This is a genomic window from Sphingobium rhizovicinum, assembly GCF_042647625.1.
In the GTDB taxonomy this organism is placed as follows: Bacteria; Pseudomonadota; Alphaproteobacteria; order Sphingomonadales; family Sphingomonadaceae; genus Sphingobium; species Sphingobium rhizovicinum.
Map to the genome: position 1 here is coordinate 3,133,458 of NZ_JBHRVU010000004.1, position 18,757 is coordinate 3,152,214.

Sequence of the window (18,757 nt, forward strand, 5' to 3'; positions counted from 1 at the left end):
GTTGGTCGAACTACGGTGAGACTGGCGCCTTCGCACAATCCACCAGTCCTAGCCGGTAACCAACCCGGCCCGCGTCACACCTTTCCGCTGGGGTAGCTCAATGGCAGAGCCACTCACTCGTAATGAGGAGGTTGCGGGTTCAAGTCCCGCCCCTAGCTCCATAGCCGCATAGAGCAGTCCGGTAGCTCGTCAGGCTCATAACCTGAAGGTCGCGGGTTCAAATCCCGCTGTGGCAACCAGTTTCCCATCGCATCGTCAGATAACCAGCGCGCCAGCGTATATCGCCGGGCGATACCGGAGGCGGCATGATCAAGGTGAATGACGATCTGATCGTTAATCCCATGCATGTCGCCTCCATCACATGGGATCGCGGCCACAGCTACACCGCGATGACCATTCACATGGTTGACGGCACCAAGCATAGCGTCAGGCACAACCCGTCGCCCTACGGCGGCACCGATTGCTACAAGGCCGAGGCGCTGATCGTGGCTGGGTTTGACAAGGCCATGGCATCGGTCGAGCGGCTGGCATGAGCCAGCGCACCTGCCCCGCCGATCAGATGGAGCGTTTGGCCGGCGAACTGCACAGCCTGGCCTTCGACATGCGCGAGCCATCCCGATCGATCGGCCGCGTCGAGCGCATCATCGCGGAAGGGGAGCGGATCAGCGCCGAGGTCCGCGCATTGGTCCGGGGTCGGGGCTGACACGCAACAAAGTTGCGCAACGACGCAACGAAACGGCCATGCCTTGGGTCCTTCCCGGCCAATCGGCAAGTACGGGGGGCGAAGGCGCATTCAATTCCCAGCTCCAAGGTGTGAAAGGTGTCCGCACCCAATATGTCCGCACCTCAGAAACATGCCGATTTAGTCAGCGTCCGCGAGTTTGCGCGCCTTGATGGATGCGATGACAAGCTGGTCAGACGCGCGATAAAAGCCGGAAAACTGCCAATTTCGGCTGATGGGAAGCTAGATCCCGCCTTAGCCGGCACAGGATGGCGAAAACAGAATCGCCGCGCTGCGGACAGTGCGGACACTGGCAAAATGTCCGCACCAACTGTCCGCACCGGGCGCGCGGCCAAGAAAATGTCCGCACCGAGCGCGGAAGCTGTTGAAGCTGCCAGTGAAGAGATGTTTTCGGAGGAGGTCGAAAGCTTCCTCGATAATGTCCTGGCCGGGAACTACGCTGACACCGCGACTGCTGAGCGGGTAAAGGAAAACGCATTGGCGGCCAAGCATCTGCTGGCCGCACGCCATGCGGCGGGCCATCTCGTTGAAGTTGAGCAGGCCGAAACAGTGCTCTTTGAAACGCAGCGCGGCCAGCGCGACGCATGGATTAACTTTCCCTCTCGGATCGGACCTTTGCTGGCGGCGGAGCTTGGTGTGGATGCGGACAAGGTCGTGGAGGCCCTGACAGTCCATGTCCATCAGCAGCTCGCAGACCTTGGAAACCCGCAGGCCGATTTCACCGCAAAACGCGAAAGCTGACCGATTACGAGCCGCCGCCCATAGAGGGTGGGCGCCGCCGCCGCGCATCAGCGTTCCTGACTGGGCGGATGGTTCGGACGATCGCCCGGGCCGCATGCTTGCGAAGGAAGCGGGCAGTACTTCTGGGCGCTGGCGCACCAGTACGGTCGAGGTAGCGCGTGGCGCCATGCTCGCCGTGACAGAGCCTGGCGTGCATAAAATCAGTCTCATGGTCTGCACGCAGCTCATGAAGACCGCCTTCATTGAGAATACGGTCGGCTATTTCGCAGAGCTTGACCCCTGCCCCATGATGATCGTGCAGCCGAAGGAGGACGCTGCCGAGAAATTCTCTAAGGAGCGCATCACACCGCTCATTCGCGCGACACCCTCTCTCCGGGCGATTTTCGGGTACGGCAAGTCGAAGACGCGCAATGCGGACGAGACGCTGCTCTACAAGGCGTTCCCCGGCGGCTTTCTCGCGCTGGAGGGTGCCGGGAGCCCAGATAACCTGGCGCGGCGACCGCTGCGCGTCGCGTTGATGGATGAGTTTTCCAAGTACCCGATCACGCGCGAAGGCAATCCCGGCGACCTGGTGGACGAGCGCATGGCGACGTTCGCAAACTGGCTTTCGATCCGCACATCATCGCCGACAATCGCCGACGAATGTCTTATCGAGGCGAGCTACAACGAAGGCGATCAGCGTCAGGCGTCGGTGGAGTGTCCCCACTGCCAACACCGCCAATTCCTGGACTTCTTCAAGCATGTTCACTGGGAGAAAGACGAGGAATCGGGCGAGCATCACACCGCGGGCGCCGCGATCCACTGTGAAGCCTGTGGCGCAGAATGGTCGGAAGGGCAGCGCCTTCTGTCGCTGCGGACGACCCGATGGCATCAGACGCGCGCCTTCCATTGCTGCGGCAAACGCCACGAACCGCTTGAGGTGTATGAACGCGCCTGGCGCGAGCCGGATGCGGTGTCCAGTCGAGAGCCGATCGATATTGCATGGGAATGGTGGGCATCTGACCGATGGGCTGTGTATCGAGCAATCTGCCCGGATTGCGGGCGGCGCGCCGTCGATAATGAGCATGCGTCATTCACCGCATCCAAGCTGTTCAGTCCGTGGCCGAAAGACGCCCCGCCGAAGATTGCGGCCAAGTGGATCGCAGCCAAAGATGACCCGGATAAGCGGGTTACGTTCGACAATACCCAGCTCGGTCGCCCGCACAAAAGGCAGGCAGCAAAGGACATCGCCGCCGAATCGTTGATGCGGCGTGCCGAACAATGGCCCGGCGAAGTGCCCGACGGGGTCGGCATCATCACCGTGGGCGGCGACACCCAAGACGATCGTGTCGAGCTTGAATTTGTCGGATGGGGCCACGGCGAGGAAAGCTGGTCGCTTGATCATGTGGTTGTGGAAGGCGATCCAGCAACCGAAGATCTATGGAAGCGGGTCGACAAGGAATTACTGCGCAGGTTCAAGCGCGCAGATGGCCGCGAGTTCACTGTCACCGCGGCCTGCATCGATTCGGGCGGTCATCACACCCAAAAGGTCTACGCCTTCGCCAAGGCCCGGCTGGGTCGCAATGTCTGGGCCGTCAAGGGGCAGAGCGCGCGCAATGGCGAACGGTCGCCGGTCTGGCCCACGACACGACCTAGCGCGGCCAACCGATCCAAGTTCAAGCCGGTTATCGTCGGCACGAACGCGGCGAAGGATTCGGTCCGCTGGCGTCTGGGAATAGAAGAGCCCGGCCCCGGCTACATGCATTTCGAGGCAAAGCGTGACCTTGGCTGGTATATCCAGATGGTCGCCGAACGGCTCATTACCAAAGTGGTGGCCGGACGCCGCTTCACCGTGTGGGATCTTCCCAAGGGCAAGGCAAATGAGGCCCTGGACTGCCGCGTATATGCCTATGCCGCGCTCATGGGGCTGATCCAGCGCGGCATGAAGCTGAACATGGTCGTGGATGCCACCTCCGCTGCGCCCGAGAAGTCGGATCCGCACCCGCCCAAAGGACCGGCTGCCCGCGAGGGTGCAGCGCCGAAACCGCAACGTCCAGCATCGAAGTTCGCAGCCCGGAAGGGTGGGGGATGGATGAAAAGGAGGCGCGAATGACATTCCAGCAAAGCGACCTCGATCGCCTCAATACCGCGATTGGTTCCGGCGTCAGGAAAGTCACCTTTGCCGACGGCCGAAGCACCGAGTATCAGAATCTCGATCAGATGCTGAAGGCTCGCGACGTCATCGCAAATGAACTTGCGGGGTCGCAGGCGCGATCCACGCGCCGCCAGCGCCGCATTATCGTTGGCAGGGTCGGCCGCCTGTGAACTGGATCGATCGCGCCGTCGGCTTTGTCGACCCTATCTCGGGCATGCGCCGTCAACAGGCCCGCCGTGTTCTTGAGCGCGCCTCCGCTGATCGCAGGGCTATCCCGACTTCGAAGCGCAAATTCGGCGCAGGCAATCGCTTTGCGGATAGCGACTTCGGCATCAACACCGGCAATCCGAATGATGCCAGGCCCAAGCGCTATGTCAGCCGGCAGGCGATCCTCAAGCTCGTCGCGGAAAACCCCTTTGCCCGCAAGGCAATGTCTGCGCTGCTGAATAGCTTCGTCGGCTGGGGCATCAAGGGCGTGCCAAAAGGCTCCAAGGCCCTTAAGACGGCGTGGGCTGAATGGATCAAGGTTTGCGACTTCCGCGGGCGCCTTGATCTTTACGGTTTGCAGGAACTGTGGGCGCGCCTCATGTTCCGCGACGGTCGCGTGTTCATCGTCAAGCGCTTCCGCAAGGGTGGCGGCATAAACGCCCTGCGACTGCAAACCTTCGATCGCGGCATGCTGGCGATCAGCAAGATCGGCGAGCGGATTGAGGGCGGGATCGAGTATGATGAGGATTGGAACCCTCTGCGCTATCATTTCTACCGGACCCGCCCCGGCGGTCGCTGGTGGACCGGCGAAACGGTAGCCTTCGACGCTGCCGACGTCATCGACCTGTTTCACGCTGAAGATGCCGCCCAGACCGATGGCGTCTCGATCTATGAAAGTGTCATCAAGCGTCTGGGCGATGTTGAGGAGGGAATCGAAGCGGAGGTCGTGAAGGCCAATATTTCCGCATGCATGGTGGGCTTTCGTTACCGGCCGCCGCTCAAGGATGGCGACGACGACGAAACGATCGGCCTCCCGGTCGATCAGAGCGCCGGGGAACGCGCGCCGGTCGAAGAATTTGTGCCGGGCATGATCGAGCAGCTGGAAGACGGCGAGCAGATCACCTTCTCTAATCCGCCCCGATCTGGCGGCATCACCGATCTGGCGCGCATCGCTCTGCTCGCATCCGCCGCCGGCGTCGGAACCACCTATGAGCAGATGACCGGCGACCTCTCCAACGTCAATTTCTCCAGCTACAAGGCGGGTCGGCTGGAGTTCAACCGGACCATCGGCCGTGTCCAGTTCCTGACTTTCATCCCCGTCTGCCTTGATCGGGTATGGGCGTGGTTTCACGGCTGGGGCGTGGAGGTCGGCCGGTGGCCGGACAAGACTGCGCCGATCACATGGACCCCGCCACCCATCGAATCGATCGATCGCCTGGGTGACGTCGAAGCCGACATTCTCGAAATGGAAGCCGGACTGGAAAGCCGGGAAAACCTGCTTTCCGGTCGCGGATATGATCAGGACGAACTTCTCGCCCAGATAAAGTCCGGTCGAGACAAGGCGGACGGTATGAGCTTCAAGGGTGACATGGTCGCCCAAGATGAGGGTGCAGCCATCCCCGCCGCCGACGATAGCCGCTCGCTTAATGCGCTGGTGCGCGTCCTCACACGCATGATGGAACGATCGCGCGCTCGCGCCGCCTGACAGGAGCCTAAATCATGAAGCAATCCCAGCCCGCTCCGCGGGGCGACGACGCGCGCCATCGCCGCAATGCTCCTCCACTGGAACCGAGCGCGGCGCCTGAACCTCGCGTTCCGGAAACGCCCGTCCGCACGCCGGAACGTCCTGCCGGCGGCCCTCCCGGCATCATGACCCGCCAAGGCCCGCCGGACGGCGATGGCGCTGAGCAGCGTCAGCCGCAGGTCGGCGGTCGCGGCATCCGGTCGCTCACAGTCACGCCCGAAAGCTATGATGCGGCGGCGCGGACCGTGCGCGCCATTTTGTCGGCCGGCACACCCGTCCGCCGCTACTATTTCACTGAGGAACTGGAGATCAGCGCGGAGGCGATCGACCTCAATCGCGTTTCCGCCGGGATTTGTCCGCTCCTCGATACCCACAACCAGTACACTGTCGACGCGCAGCTCGGTCGCATCACCGATGTTACGATCGAAGACGGTCAGTTGGTCGGCACGCTGCTGTTCAACGACACCGACGCCGGTCGTGCGGTCGAAGCCCGCGTCGCCGCTGGCGAACTGCGGGCCATCTCCATCGGATACCGCGTCACGAAATGGCAGATCACCGCCACCGACGATTCCGGACACGAGACATGGCGCGCTGTCGCCTGGGAGCTTCTCGAAGCGAGCCTCGTCCCCGTTCCCGCCGATCCGAACGCCGTGGTTCGATCCGCACAAGGGCAGAATGTTCACGGCGCCACCCAGGAGGAAGAAGATATGATCCGGAGTGCTCCGGGCGGCGGTGTCGCCCATCCCAATGCCAATCGCGGTGCCGCGCCTGGCGCGCAGCCGGCCGGCGACACGACGATCGTCGTGGAACCGAACGGCTCCACCCGCGCAGAGCCGCATGCTGATGCGCCCCAGCAGCGGGCAACCCCGACGATCGCAGCTTCGCGCATTCTCGAACTTTGCGGCCGTTCGGCTGAACTGGGCGGGGATTTTCAGCGCGACCTGATCCGCGACAGTGAAGCGGGTACGCTGACCGAGGCGTCGATGCAGGAACGCATCGCCAATCAGCTGATCGAATCCCGCCAGCGCCCCAGCATCGACGCACGCGCCGCCGCCCACGGAACCGACGATGCCAGCTACCGTCAGGCGATTGCCGACGCGGTCACGCTGCGCGCGCACCCGTCGGACGCACTGGACGACGACGCAAGCCGCCCGGCTGCCCAGCGCATGGCTGCCGCCCGAGATTTCCGCGGCATGACGCTGATGGAGCTGGCGCGCTTCCATCTGGGTCGCGAGGGTTCCGATACCCGGGGTATGGGACGCCTCGAAATTGCCGGCGCGGCTCTTGGCATGCAGCGTTTCGGTGCCCTGACCACGAGCGACTTCGCATATGCGCTCGCGGCGGCGGCAAACCGTCGCGTTCGTCAGGCGTTTGCCGCGGCCCCGCAGACCTTCCGTAGCTGGATCAGCACCGACACCCTTCCGGACTTCAAGCCGAACCAGATCATCAGCCTGGGCGATGCCCCGGCGCTGCTGCTGGTCCCAGAAATGGGCGAATTCCAGCGCGGTGCCATCACCGACACGGGTCTGAACTATCGCTTGCAGACCTATGGCCGCGTCATTGCGATCAGCCGTCAGGCGATCGTCAATGACGACAAGGGCCTGTTTGGCCGCATCCCGACGATGTTCGGCCGCAAGGCGGCGGACCTCGAAAGCGATCTTGTCTATGGCACGCTGCTGTCCAATCCCCTGATGGGCGATGGCAAGGCGCTGTTCCATGCCGATCACGGCAACCTCGCATCGGTCGGCAGCGCGATCAGCGTCCTGTCGGTTTCGGCCGGTGAAGTCGCCATGCTTCAGCAGAAGAATGACGACGGCAATATTCTGAGCCTGCGCCCCGAATTCCTGATCGTCGGCCCACTCCAGAAGGTTGCAGCGCAGGTCTTCCTGACGGCTGTCAATGCCGCCAAGACTTCCGACGTCAATCCCTACCCCGGCAACCTGCAACTGGTCGTGGAGCCGCGCATCACGGGATATCAGTGGTTCATGGCCACTTCGCCCGATGCGTTCGAAACGATCGTGCTGGCCCATCTGGATGGGCAGGAAGAGCTTTTCACCGAAACCCGTGTCGGCTTCGACGTCGACGGCGTGGAGGAGAAGGCGCGGCTGGACGTCGGCGCGGCTGCGATCGACTATCGCGGCCTCTACCGGAACCCCGGCGCCGCCCCGGCCTGAGCATAGTGAGGGCCGGCAGCATCCGGCCCTCATGCCTTCCACAATGAACGGTGCCGCAACGCGGCCTGGAGACACGAAATGCCGGAAATCAAATTGAACGGCCCCGCCGTCGTCAACGGCGCGATCCGCTATCCGATCGAGGGACTGATTCCCGTGACCGAGAAGGAGGCCCAGCGCCTGCACGATGGCGGTTTTCTCGATCTCGATGACGAGGATGACGGGCTTGATGACGAAAAGGTCAACGACCTCAAGGCGCTGGCCGAACTGGAGGGTGTCGACCTGGGCGACGCTTCCAAGAAGGCGGACATCATCGCCGCCATCCGCGCTCATCGCGCGGCCAACCCCGAAGAATAAGGACCTGATCCGATGAAGAATTTCATTCAGCCCGGGGTAAATGTCCCCTTCGTCGCGCCGTACGACGTGAAGAGCGGCGATGGCATGCTCGACGGCGTCGAGTTCGGCATCGCATCGACCGACGCGAAGTCGGGCGAGCAGGTGATCGGCGTCACCGAGGGCATCTTCACCCTGCCCAAGGCAGCCGTCGCACCGGCGCGCAAGACGATCGCCTATTGGGACAACACCAACAAGGTTGTCACCAACGTCGTTGGCAGCAACACCAAGATCGGCATCTTCCGCGCTGCCGGCCTTAGCGGAGACGCCACGATCGCCGTCAAGCTCGTCCCGATCGTGTGATGTTCGACCCGTTCGCTTCGGCGCTGGACGCCATTTTCAATGCGCCCGGCTCCGAAGCGGCGGAACATGTTTCGATCTATGGGGTCCGCACCCCGAATATCCGCGTCATTCGCGGTCGCAACGATCAGATGGTCCGGCTGGGAGAAAGCCAGATCATCACCGGGACGCACCGCGTCGAGATCCGCAAGTCGCAGGTCCCGGACCTGTGCCACGGTGACACCCTCATGATCGGTGTAATCGGCGACGATGACGCGTTTGTGGCCAAAGAAGAGCTTGCCCTTACCGGCGAACCGATCGGGGACGATGAGAACCTGACGTGGACGATCGGCGCTGAATCGGTCGATGTGTCGCGATGAGGATCAAGGCGGAGTTTCGGGAGGGATCGCTCACGAAACTGATGCAGGTGATCGAAGGCGAGATCGCTGACGATATCACCCAGATCATGCGCGAGGAAACGCGCGAACTGACGCTGGATTATCGCAAACAGGTTCGCGACGCCGGCATGGGCAATCGCCTCGCCAATACATGGCGGGCAGAGGTCTATCCCAAGGGCGGCCGATCGCTGAACCCTGCGGGATATATTTGGTCGGCGGCCCCTGCCATCATAGACGCCTTCGCGCGCGGCGCGCACATCCGCCCGGTCAACGGCGCGAAATGGCTGTGGATACCGACGCGCAACGTCCCTGCCCGCCGCCGCGGTGGATCATATGCCTCATCGGTCAAGCGCTCAAACGGCACGCGCATGTCGCCCGAAGAGGTTGAGCTGCATTTCAATGCCGAACTGCAAGTCGTGATCGAAGGCGGCAAGGGATCGGCCTTCATCGATGTGGTGGCTGGCCTTTCCGGCGGACACCGGCAGGCGACGTCTGGCCGGCTGCATGGGCGCCGGGGGCTGGCGCCGCGCAAGGCAAAGCCGGTTCTGATGTTCAATCTGGTGCGCGGCGTGCGGATGCCCAGGCTGTTCGATCTTGACGGTCCGGCTCAGGCGCGCGGGGCCAATGTCGCCCGCCGCATAGCCGCCAGATGGAGCTGACATGTCGAAGAGCTATGATGTCGACAAGGCCGTGTCCGATCTGATCAAAAGGGCCGTGCCGGAATTTCTTGTCGTCGCACTGGACGATGACAGCGCAGATCGGCCGCGCCGCATCGATCCGCGCGGGACGGTCTGGATACGCGACGGCGAGTTGGCGGACCCCGACATCGATCTGTCGCCGCCGTCCTATCACTATACGCACCGTATCCCGATCGAGATCGCCGCTTACACATCGTCGGAGCCGCTTCGCGTTGTGCTGGCGCGGATGGCCGGCAGGATCGGGGACGCCATCACCGCCGACCGCTTTCTGGGCGACCTCGTCAATTACATCGACGTCACCGCGCTCGAACTGGTCAACCTCAACACCGCCATCGTCGGCGGCCAGACGCAAAAGGGCGGGATGTTCGACATCGTCGCCACCTATTCGACCAACAGCCCCCTTTAATCAGGAGTTTCCGACATGGGTTTTGGCCAAGGCATTAATGCCGTGCTGCATGCGGTCGCGGAGGCGACCTATGGCATCACGCCGGCGAGCGGCTTCAAGAAGCTGCCGTTCGTCAGCCATTCGATGGGCGAGGAACGCCCGCTGATCGAGGATGACCAGCTTGGCTTCGGGCGTGAAGGTCTGGAACCGTCTTATGACGTGGCAACCAATGATGGCGACATCGTCGTGCCCGTCGACATCGCCGCCTTCGGCAACTGGCTGAAGGGGTTTTTCGGCGCGGCGGCGGTGACGGGCAGCGGCCCATACTCGCATGTCTTCACGTCGGGCGGGGCTGCCTTGCCCAGCTTCTCGCTGGAAACCGGACACCCCGATGTTCCCGCCTTCTCTGTCCATTATGGCGCGGTGGTTAACCAGATCAGGATTGCGATGGCGCGCAGCGGTATGCTGAACGCGACCATTTCGCTGATTGCGCAGGGCGAAAGCGCGCAAACGACGTCTTCCGTCGCCGGAACGCCCACAGCCCAGCAGGGGCCGCGCTTTGCGCAGGCGACCGGCGTCATCAAGCGGGACGGAGTGGCGCTGGGCAATATCGTGTCGGCTGACCTGTCCCTGTCGAACAGCCTGGACAAGATCGAGGTCATTCGCCCCGATGGCCGTATCGGCGGCGTGGTGCCCGGCGTGGTGCAGGCGGCGCTGCGCATCACGGCGCGGTTCAACAGTCTGGACCTGCTCAATGCCGCGAGTGACGGCACGCCGGTCAATCTGGACGAAATCGGGTGGACCAATGGGCCTAACAGCCTGAAATTCGCCCTGCCCCGCGTTTTCCTGCCCCGCACGAAGCGCACCGTCACCGGTCCCGGCGGCATCCTGGCCGAATTCAACTGTCAGGCGGCTGCGGCGCCCGGCGGGCACAAGATCATCGCGACGCTGGTCAACGCCGTCGCCAGCTACTGATGGAGGTCGATATGGACGACGTACAGGACAGCGCGGCCACCGACGCGATCGAGGCGGCTCCGCCGCAGTCGGTGGAACTGGGCGTGACGCCTGCCGATGTGCTGGCGCGCATCCGCGTGGTGGATGCGGACACTGGCGAGCGGATTGACAAGGTGCTCGCCGCCGATGCGGATGCCGGCACGGTGCGCCGCTATGACGTGCAGAATGGGGCGCTGGTGCGCGAGGGCGACCGATACAGGGTGATCGAGGAAAGCCGCGCGGTGCGCATCGAATGGCTGGGTCTGAAGAAGAGGAATAGCTTCTGATGTCCAATACAGCGGTAAATATCGACGCTGAAAAGGATGCCTTGGAGCCGTGGTGGTTCACGGTAGAAGAGGCTGTCACCGCCAAGCGGAAAAAGGATTGTCTCCCGGCTGTTGAGGTGTTGTTCGACCCGATCGGTCGCATCGCCTTGCGTGCGGCGCGTCGCGCTGCGGCCCAAGTCTGGCAAGGGATAGACCTCCCTGACGATCCAATGGCCACTTTGCCGACTGAACTGATCGAGCAGGCTGGCGACGCCCTTTCCGAAGCACTCCTGCTGACCGGTATCCGCGCATGGAAGGGGGTGGGTGATCGTCACGGTAACATCGCCCCTGTAACTGAGGCCAATTTACGCATCTTTTTGGCCAGACCGGGTCGTTTCGAAAAGCTGGATGCGGTCTATGTCCGACCCTTCGTGCTGAGGGAACTGGAAAAAAACGCATCATCGCTCTCGCCGAATGGCATTTCGGCGGGGGCGACGCAGGAAAAGGCTACTGCCAATCGGTCTGCCAGGCGCAGCGCCAAGGCCGGTGCCAAGCGAAGCCGGAAGAAGGCCGCCCGGCCTGCCCGTACATCGAACATGAACTCCGCAGCGACGACGGCCTAGGCGTCTGGGACGTCATAGCCGGCTGCGGCCGCCAGCTTCGCGCCGCCACGGGCGGGCCTTTTGGGCTGGATTTCGGGGCGGTGATAGACATGGGGTCGGCGCGGCGGGTGGATACGGACCTGCTGGCGCAGGTGCTTCCCGGCATCGAGCGGATTTTGCTGGACGAGATCAATACGGGAGGGGATGATCCGTCCTGACCGAAAAGGGAATCGATCATGGCGACAGAGGAAAAGCCGGTATTGCAGCGTCCCGGTGGCGGGATGGCGACGATCGGCCTGTTACTGGCGCTGGCGGGCGTGATCGGCGCTCTCATCGGCCTGACTATGGATACGTCCATCGCCTCCAGCGGCTATCTGTCCGGCCCGCGCGAAGTGATCAATTTTGACCTGCAACAACAGCAAATGATCATTCTGCTTTTGTCGGCTGCCGGTTTTCTGTCGGGAACGATCCTGTTCGCCATCGGCCGCGCGGTTCAGTTGCTGGCGCGTTCGACCGACTAACTGCGCATCTGACCTGATCTGATTTTCGTATCGCTGACGGCGCCGCCGGTCGGCGCCCTTTTTCGTCGTGGAGTGAGCATGGCCCAGCCAAAGGTCGCCATCCGTCTCGGGACGGAGGGCAAGGACGATGTCGTGCGCGACTTCAAGGCCGTCGGCGATGCCGGCGATGCGGCGGCCAATCGCCTGTCGCGTGGCTTCGACAAGGCGGCCAGCGATTTCGAAGCATCCGAGCGGCGCCTGTCAGCCGCTTCGCAGAAGATCGCGGCCATCATGCCGAAAACCGCGATCCAGATGCAGATCGAGAGCAATAGCGGATCGACTGCGCTGGGCGGAAGAATGGAGCGCCAGCTTGGCTCCGGCTCCTACTCCTCCATGCAGGAAGGTTCCGCCCGCATATCAGCGGCGGCGATTCGCGAGCTGCTGGATGAACAGGAGCGGCAAATCCAGATTGCGGCGCGCATCCGCGCCGAACTGGACCCGCTGTGGGCTGCGCAACAGCGTTATAATGCCGCCTTGCTGGAGGCGCGGGAAGCGCATGCCGCCGGGGCGCTGTCAGCCGATCTGTTGCGCCAGAAAGAGCTGGCGCTGAAAGAAGCGCTGGATGTCGTCACGCTGGCGCATCGGGGCGGCAATGTGTCGGCAGGCCAATATAAGGCGGGCATGCAGCAGCTGGGTTTCCAGATGCAGGATTTGGGCGTGCAGCTGGCAATGGCGGCGGGCAGCGGCAATGTGATGAAGGGCGTGATGACCGCGCTGGCCATGCAAGGTCCGCAGGTGGTTTCCGCCATCGCCCTGATGCGCGGATCGGCGGGCGGTTTCATCGGTTTTCTGGCTGGCCCGTGGGGCGCGGGGATCATGGCGGCGGTCAGCGTACTGGCGGTGCTGGGATCGGAGTTCCTGTCCAGCGGCGACAGTGCGACCAAGGCGACGAAGCAGGTCGATGGTTACACCGCCGCCCTGCGACGGCTGGCTGGCGCGCAGGGGCAGGTGACGGCCAATGATCTGGGCATGGGCAAGGTCCGGGTCGAGGAATTGCGCGGTCAGCTGACCCGCCTTGATGCCGAAATCGCGGCCAGCACAGGTTCGCGCGCGGCAGCGCAGAGGCGGCTGGAGTTGCAGGAACGGCGCGGGACGCTGGCCGACCAACTATCGTCCGCAGAGGCAACGGTTGGCGGCGCGGAAATCGCCTGGAACAATCGGCTGAAGCTCGACGCCTTGGGTCTGGCGGACAAGGAAAATGCGAAGAAAGATCGCGCCGCCGCATCGGCCGCGCGGGCGGCCCAGCGGGAGGCCCAGCGCGAGGCGGAAAAGGCCGCCCGCGAAGAGGCGCAGCGGGCGCAGCGCACCCAGACGGAAAATAATCGCTGGGCCAATGACTATGACACCAGCGCCTTTGCCCGTGCGGGCCTGGCCAAGGAAGGCGAGAAGCTGGCCGATCAGCAAAAGCTGATCAAGTCGATGAACGACGACATCAGCGCCGGCACCATGTTGCTGAATGTCGAATGGGAAACGCGGGGCAAGTCGCGGCTGGAAATCGAAGCCGCGGTTGAATTGAAGCGCTATGAAATCGACCTGCAACGGCAGGGTCTGGACCTGTCCAGCGCAGAGGCGCAGGCGCTGATTGCGCGCAAGGCGGGCCAGATCGCCTTTACGCAGGCGCTTGACGCCAGCGTCGACAAGATGACGGCGCTGCGCGACATCGGCGTCGACGTCGCCGGCAATGTGCTGAACCCGGAAAACTGGACCAGCTGGAAGAATGTCGCGTTGAGCGCCATCGGGGACGTCACCAGCGCTTTCTGGAAGCTGGCGGTGGTGAACCCCATCCAGAACAAAATCAGCGGCGGAAACCTGCCGACGATCGGCAGTCTGTTCGGCCTGTTCAAGGGCAGCGGCGCGAGCGCCGGCGGGTCCGCCATCGGCAATGAATACACGTCGGCGGGCACGCATCTGGTGGGCGAAAATGGGCCGGAAATCGTGGAACTGCCGCAGGGCGCAAAGGTGATGACGGCGAGCGAGACGCGCCGGGTGATGGGGGCGAATGACAATGGGTTGCAGGTCCGCGTGATCAAGGGCGATATGTTCGACGTCGAAGTCACGCGGATCAGTGCCGGGGTCAGTGTTGATACGGTCGCATCGGCCGCGCCGATGATCGCCGTGGGCGCCAGCAACGGCGCGCAGCAGGCGGTGGCGAAGCGCAACGGGCGGCGTCTGGCATGATCACCCTGCCCGCGACGCCCGCGCCGAATGGCGTTGTGCCGTCCTATGTGGATGTGGGCGGATCGGTGCGCGGCGCGACCAACGCGGTCAGCATGCGCATCGATCGGCCTGGTGGCCATTATCGTGCGCAGGTGACTTATGGCATCGGCACGGCGGCAACACGCGCGGCGCTCATTGCCGATCTTGTCCGGGGAAAGCAGGAAGGTCTGCGCCTGCCCTATCCGTTGCAAGGCGTCGATCAGAGCGGATCGGGCGCGCCGGTGATGGATGGGGCGGATCAGGCGGGGCGGTTGATCCATCTGCGCGGGATGACGCCCGGCTATGTCGCCGGCAAGGGTTTCTGGCTGTCGATCGAGGACGCGAGCGGCCAGCATTATCTGCACAATATCCATGTCGCCGGCACAGTGGGCGGTGACGGCAAGGTGACGGTGACGCTGGCAGAACATCTGCGCGTGCCCTTTGCCAACGGTGCGGTGGTGCATCTGGATCAGCCGATGATCGAGGGGGATGTGGCCGGCAATGAACAAAGCTGGCAGTTGAAGCGCGGCAACCGTCTGGAAGGCATCCAGTTTACCGTCGAGGAAATGGCCTGATGCGGCGGCTGCGCCTGTCCGGTCTGTGCAAGCTGGAGCTGCGCGACGGGCGCACGCTGCGCCTGTGCGACGGCGGATGGGTGCCATGGGGCGCGGAAAAGTTCGTCGCGCGCGACGCGACCTTCGGCATCATCGGGTCGATGGAGTCTTTCGAGGAAGGCGTGGGCGATGAAGTCCCCGCCTTTTCCCTGACCTTTCTGCCGGTCAGCACCGCAGCAGCGGCCGATCTGGTGGCGCCGGGCATGCAGGGATCACGGCTGCGCCTTTGGATCGCTGAACTTGATGATCTGACCGGGCAGATCATTGGCGACCCCGATCAGAAATTTGACGGTCAGCTGGATCAGGCGACGCTTGTAACGGGTCTGCGCAAGCGGGAATTGCGGCTGTCGATCGTGCCGCGCGGCGAGCGCTTCTTTGATGCGAATGACGGCAACAATCTGTCCGACACTTTCCACAAATATATCTACCCCGGCGAACGGGGCGAGGAAAATGCGGTCGACAGCGTGTCGGTCGCCTGGGGCACGGAAGCCGCGCCCGGCACCAATAGTGGCACCTTCATCATCTATGGCGGGTCCGCGACCAACGCGATCAACGCCCCGAGGTTCGACAATGTCTGACGACTTTTCTTATGAGCATTGGGGCCCCGGCGCGCTTGATCCAGTGCCGCCGGCTCAGAGAATAGACCTGGTTAGGCGCGCAGAGGCGACCCGGCTTACGCTGGCCAAATATCGCTCGCGCCCGTTCAGCTGGGCTGATCGCGCAACCTGCATCCATCTGGCGCGGCATCATCTGCGCAACATGGGCCATAAGCCGCCTTCGATCCCGGATTTCCGGTCTGCGTTGGGTGCGCAAAAGGCGCTGTTGCGGCAGGGTCATGATGATCTGCATGATTTGCTTGATAGCTTGCTACCGCGCATCGCCCCGGCTCAGATGCTGGTCGGCGATCTGGCGCTGATCGACGGCGACGGGCCGTTCGACAGCATCTGTGTCAGTGCGGGCGGCAAGCTGCTGGGCTGGCATGAGGATGACGCCAGCGGGATCAAGCCGCTGCTGGCGCTGACCGTGCCGCTGGGGGCGTGGCGTGTCTAAAACGCTGCGCACGGTGGCCGTCATTGCCGGGGCGGTCGCACTGATCGCGGCGACGGCCGGCACGGCGGCGGTGGCGCTGGCGCCGGCGGGTATGGCCGGCTCCGCCACCGTTGCAGGCGTGTCGGCCGCCACCCTGTCGACCGTGGCGACGGTCGCTTCAGTGGCTTCCACCCTTGCGACGATCGGCGCGCAGATGACGGCGAAGAAGCCGCCGGCACGCGGCACGATCAATCAGGTGGTGATTTCGCGCGAAGCTGTTTCGCCGTGCATATTGGGACGCACCTATTCGGGCGGGGTGCTGCGCCATGATGTCGGCTATGGCGCCACATTGAAAAAGGTGAAAAACCCGTATCGCGGTCAGGTGATTGTCTATTCAGTGGCCGGTCCATGTCAGGCGCTGGAAGGCATCTATATGGACTATGCGCAAATCCCTGTGACGGGCAATGCGGCGACGGGCTATTATAGCGGCTTCCTGTATCGCGATTATCGGCGCGGCCTGTGGACCGAAACGGCGCTGGTGCCGCATTTCGCCGGCATGCCGCGCTGGGGCAGCGATTATAATCTGTCGAGCAAGGCGGCGATCCTGTGGAACGGAAAGTTTGACAAGGATGGCAAGCGCTTCGCGTCCGGCTGGCCGACGTCCGGGGCCGTGTGGCAGGGGGTGATGGGCTATGATGCGCGCCTGGACAGCACGATGCCGGGAGGGTCCGGCGCACACCGCGCCGATGACGAATCGACATGGACCTATAATGAGGACCCCGGTTCGCAGGCGGCCAGTTATGTGCTGGGCCGGTTCCGCAACGGGAAGAAGGTGTTTGGCGTGGGCCTGCCCGCTGACGGGGTTATCCTGCCCGACTTCGCGACCCTGTCCAATGTCTGCGCGGCCAATGACTGGAAGGTCGGCGGTGTCATCTATGAGCCCGGCGACCGCTGGGCCAATCTGAAGCGCATTTTGGAAGCGGGCGGCGCGGAACCGCTGTGGCGCGGCGGCAGGCTGGGCCTGAAGATCAACATGCCGCGCGTCTCGATCTACACCGTCACGGCCGACGATCTGGCCGATGGCGATGTGGAAGTGACGGCGATGCAGCCATGGGCGAGCCGCAAGAATGGCATCCGCCCCAAATATAGGTCGGAAGCGCACAAATGGGAATATGTGCAGTCCGAACTGGTCAGCGTGCCGACCTATGTCGATGAGGATGGCGAGCCGAAGATAGACGAACTGCAATGGGACCTGGTGCAGGACAAGGATGCGGTGGCGCAGCACGCCGCCTACCATCTGGTCAACAGCCGGGAAATGCCGATCATCCTGCCGTGCAAGCCGCATATGCGCCATTTCGGGCCGGGCGACATGCTGACGCTGGACCTGCCCGAACATGGGATGGCGGGGCTGGACGCGGTGATCATGACGCATCGGCCCGACCCCGGCAGCATGAATGTGGTCTTCACATTGTCGACCGAAACGACGGCCAAGCATCCCTATGCGCTGGGCCAGACCGGCACCGCGCCGCCGACCCCGGCGCTGACGACGGGCGAGGACAAGGACGACATCGCCAATGAAGTGGTTCGCGGGGCCGATGGATATTCGGTAGCGCCGTCCAGCTGGGTCAAGGCGATCAGCGCGACCAATGGCGGCGTGCCTAGGGCCGGGCAGTTTCCGCTGTCGACCACCTTCTACGTCTTTCAGGGCGCGCTGGACATCAGTGAGGACCCGTTGACCGTCTATTCGATCAGCGCGGTCAACTGCGTCGCCTCGCTGGGTGGCGACAACAACCGCGTGCTGACGATCGATGCGATGTCGGCCGATGAGGCGCGGGTGGATGTGACGATCACTTATGACGGCGTGTTCATCGCCACGGCCCCGGTGCAGCTGACCAAGGTAAAGGATGGCGGCGCGGTGGGCGGGGCGAGCGACAGTAGCCTGACCGTCACCAACAGCGCCAGCTATGGCGGCGCGGATGGCGGGCCGCTGACGGTGTCGGTCGGGCCTGACGGCATGGTGACGGTCGACGTCAACCTGTCTTATCAGGCGACTAGCGGCGCGGGCAAGCTGGCCGGTAAGGTGCAGTATCGCACCACGCCGGGCAGCGGCAGCTGGGCCGATATGGCGGCGGAAACGCAGGACCCCTATGGCGCTACCGCCAGTGAGTCATCGGCCCTGACCTTCTCCGCATCGATCGCGGGGCCGGTGTCAGCGGAAAGCTGGGAGTTTCAGTTGCTGACCCGCCGCTGGAATGGGTCTGGCACGCTGGCGCCGGTGTCGGGCGCGACGACCATGACCGTGGCGTGGGCGGCATGAGCGGGCGGCCTACGCATCGGCTGAAGGCCGATGGCAGTCTGGTCTGGCCTGAAGGCTATGCGCCTGCGGACATCGAGGCGCTGCCCGCCACCTATTATGCGGCGGGCGACCTGGCGGCGATCGAGGCGGCTTTGCTGGCGAAGGTCGACCGTCAGCGGGAAAAGCTGCGCGCCACGGTGATGACGCAGGGCACGGGCCAGAGCTATGCCTATGCCCAGAAAGCGGGCGAGGTTTACGACTATCGCAATGTCGTCGGATCGCTGCTGGCCGGGATGACCGTGCCGCAGCGCACGGCACGCTTCCCCTTCGCCATGGCGGAGGCGACGGCGACCGGCGAAACGCTGGCCGCCGTCATCACCCGCTTCGAAACGGGCATGGCCGCATCGCGGGCGAAGATCGCAAAGGTGGAAGCGGCAGCGGTGGCGGGAAAGCGGGCGATCCGCGCCGCCGGCAGCACCGCCGCCAAACAGGCCGCGTTCGCGGCGATCAACTGGAACTGACGTCTCC

23 protein-coding genes and 2 tRNA genes are annotated in these 18,757 nt (G+C 63.6%); all 25 read left to right on the forward strand.

The window, feature by feature from the left end:
- Positions 1-86: 86 nt before the first annotated feature.
- The 25 genes from ACFOKF_RS16490 to ACFOKF_RS16605 all read left to right on the forward strand — a co-directional run bounded on the left by ACFOKF_RS16490 (position 87) and on the right by ACFOKF_RS16605 (position 18,750).
- Positions 87-161, forward strand: a tRNA-Thr gene (locus ACFOKF_RS16490).
- 1 nt (position 162) lies between these two features.
- A tRNA-Met gene (locus ACFOKF_RS16495) sits at positions 163-239 on the forward strand.
- Between the two features lie 66 nt (positions 240-305).
- Positions 306-533, forward strand: coding sequence for a hypothetical protein (locus tag ACFOKF_RS16500; RefSeq protein ID WP_380797018.1), 228 nt, complete (start codon positions 306-308; stop codon positions 531-533).
- On the forward strand, positions 530-703 hold the full coding sequence (locus tag ACFOKF_RS16505) for a hypothetical protein (RefSeq protein ID WP_380797019.1): 174 nt from the start codon (positions 530-532) through the stop codon (positions 701-703). The genes ACFOKF_RS16500 and ACFOKF_RS16505 overlap by 4 nt, the downstream gene beginning before the upstream one ends.
- Positions 704-820: 117 nt before the next feature.
- The gene (locus ACFOKF_RS16510) at positions 821-1,483 is read left to right on the forward strand and encodes a hypothetical protein (RefSeq protein ID WP_380797020.1); all 663 of its coding nucleotides are present in this window, start codon (positions 821-823) and stop codon (positions 1,481-1,483) included.
- On the forward strand, positions 1,416-3,575 hold the full coding sequence (locus ACFOKF_RS16515; protein WP_380797021.1) for a phage terminase large subunit family protein: 2,160 nt from the start codon (positions 1,416-1,418) through the stop codon (positions 3,573-3,575). The genes ACFOKF_RS16510 and ACFOKF_RS16515 overlap by 68 nt, the downstream gene beginning before the upstream one ends.
- Entirely contained in the window at positions 3,572-3,787 is a 216-nt protein-coding gene (locus ACFOKF_RS16520; RefSeq protein ID WP_380797023.1) for a phage head-tail joining protein, read from the forward strand. Before ACFOKF_RS16515 ends, ACFOKF_RS16520 begins: the two co-directional genes overlap by 4 nt.
- On the forward strand, positions 3,784-5,310 hold the full coding sequence (locus ACFOKF_RS16525) for a phage portal protein (protein ID WP_380797025.1): 1,527 nt from the start codon (positions 3,784-3,786) through the stop codon (positions 5,308-5,310). Before ACFOKF_RS16520 ends, ACFOKF_RS16525 begins: the two co-directional genes overlap by 4 nt.
- A gap of 14 nt (positions 5,311-5,324) precedes the next feature.
- Positions 5,325-7,523, forward strand: a complete 2,199-nt coding sequence (locus tag ACFOKF_RS16530; protein WP_380797027.1) for a prohead protease/major capsid protein fusion protein — start codon at positions 5,325-5,327, stop codon at positions 7,521-7,523.
- 78 nt (positions 7,524-7,601) lie between these two features.
- Positions 7,602-7,877 carry a hypothetical protein gene (locus ACFOKF_RS16535; RefSeq protein ID WP_380797029.1) on the forward strand — a complete coding sequence of 92 codons (276 nt, stop codon included), beginning with the start codon at positions 7,602-7,604 and terminating at the stop codon, positions 7,875-7,877.
- Positions 7,878-7,889: 12 nt separating this feature from the next.
- Entirely contained in the window at positions 7,890-8,216 is a 327-nt protein-coding gene (locus ACFOKF_RS16540; protein WP_380797030.1) for a DUF2190 family protein, read from the forward strand.
- Positions 8,216-8,572, forward strand: coding sequence for a head-tail joining protein (locus ACFOKF_RS16545; protein ID WP_380797031.1), 357 nt, complete (start codon positions 8,216-8,218; stop codon positions 8,570-8,572). Before ACFOKF_RS16540 ends, ACFOKF_RS16545 begins: the two co-directional genes overlap by 1 nt.
- On the forward strand, positions 8,569-9,249 hold the full coding sequence (locus tag ACFOKF_RS16550) for a DUF6441 family protein (protein WP_380797032.1): 681 nt from the start codon (positions 8,569-8,571) through the stop codon (positions 9,247-9,249). Before ACFOKF_RS16545 ends, ACFOKF_RS16550 begins: the two co-directional genes overlap by 4 nt.
- A gap of 1 nt (position 9,250) precedes the next feature.
- On the forward strand, positions 9,251-9,694 hold the full coding sequence (locus ACFOKF_RS16555) for a hypothetical protein (RefSeq protein ID WP_380797034.1): 444 nt from the start codon (positions 9,251-9,253) through the stop codon (positions 9,692-9,694).
- Positions 9,695-9,709: 15 nt separating this feature from the next.
- Positions 9,710-10,648: a phage tail tube protein gene (locus ACFOKF_RS16560; RefSeq protein WP_380797036.1), complete on the forward strand. Its 939-nt coding sequence runs from the start codon at positions 9,710-9,712 to the stop codon at positions 10,646-10,648.
- Between the two features lie 11 nt (positions 10,649-10,659).
- Positions 10,660-10,953, forward strand: a complete 294-nt coding sequence (locus ACFOKF_RS16565; RefSeq protein ID WP_380797038.1) for a hypothetical protein — start codon at positions 10,660-10,662, stop codon at positions 10,951-10,953.
- Complete coding sequence (locus ACFOKF_RS16570) at positions 10,953-11,555, forward strand: hypothetical protein (protein ID WP_380797040.1); 603 nt, start codon at positions 10,953-10,955, stop codon at positions 11,553-11,555. Before ACFOKF_RS16565 ends, ACFOKF_RS16570 begins: the two co-directional genes overlap by 1 nt.
- Positions 11,556-11,569: 14 nt before the next feature.
- The gene (locus ACFOKF_RS25660; RefSeq protein ID WP_449325398.1) at positions 11,570-11,752 is read left to right on the forward strand and encodes a DUF7697 family protein; all 183 of its coding nucleotides are present in this window, start codon (positions 11,570-11,572) and stop codon (positions 11,750-11,752) included.
- An 18-nt stretch (positions 11,753-11,770) separates the two neighbouring features.
- Positions 11,771-12,055 (forward strand): hypothetical protein, encoded by a 285-nt coding sequence (locus tag ACFOKF_RS16575; RefSeq protein WP_380797041.1) that lies wholly within the window; start codon positions 11,771-11,773, stop codon positions 12,053-12,055.
- Between the two features lie 78 nt (positions 12,056-12,133).
- Entirely contained in the window at positions 12,134-14,272 is a 2,139-nt protein-coding gene (locus ACFOKF_RS16580; RefSeq protein WP_380797042.1) for a hypothetical protein, read from the forward strand.
- Positions 14,269-14,865 (forward strand): hypothetical protein, encoded by a 597-nt coding sequence (locus ACFOKF_RS16585; protein WP_380797043.1) that lies wholly within the window; start codon positions 14,269-14,271, stop codon positions 14,863-14,865. Before ACFOKF_RS16580 ends, ACFOKF_RS16585 begins: the two co-directional genes overlap by 4 nt.
- Entirely contained in the window at positions 14,865-15,482 is a 618-nt protein-coding gene (locus tag ACFOKF_RS16590) for a hypothetical protein (RefSeq protein ID WP_380797044.1), read from the forward strand. The genes ACFOKF_RS16585 and ACFOKF_RS16590 overlap by 1 nt, the downstream gene beginning before the upstream one ends.
- Positions 15,475-15,954: a DUF6950 family protein gene (locus tag ACFOKF_RS16595; protein WP_380797045.1), complete on the forward strand. Its 480-nt coding sequence runs from the start codon at positions 15,475-15,477 to the stop codon at positions 15,952-15,954. Before ACFOKF_RS16590 ends, ACFOKF_RS16595 begins: the two co-directional genes overlap by 8 nt.
- Positions 15,947-18,250, forward strand: a complete 2,304-nt coding sequence (locus ACFOKF_RS16600) for a hypothetical protein (protein WP_380797046.1) — start codon at positions 15,947-15,949, stop codon at positions 18,248-18,250. The genes ACFOKF_RS16595 and ACFOKF_RS16600 overlap by 8 nt, the downstream gene beginning before the upstream one ends.
- On the forward strand, positions 18,247-18,750 hold the full coding sequence (locus ACFOKF_RS16605; RefSeq protein WP_380797048.1) for a hypothetical protein: 504 nt from the start codon (positions 18,247-18,249) through the stop codon (positions 18,748-18,750). The genes ACFOKF_RS16600 and ACFOKF_RS16605 overlap by 4 nt, the downstream gene beginning before the upstream one ends.
- Positions 18,751-18,757: the final 7 nt, after the last annotated feature.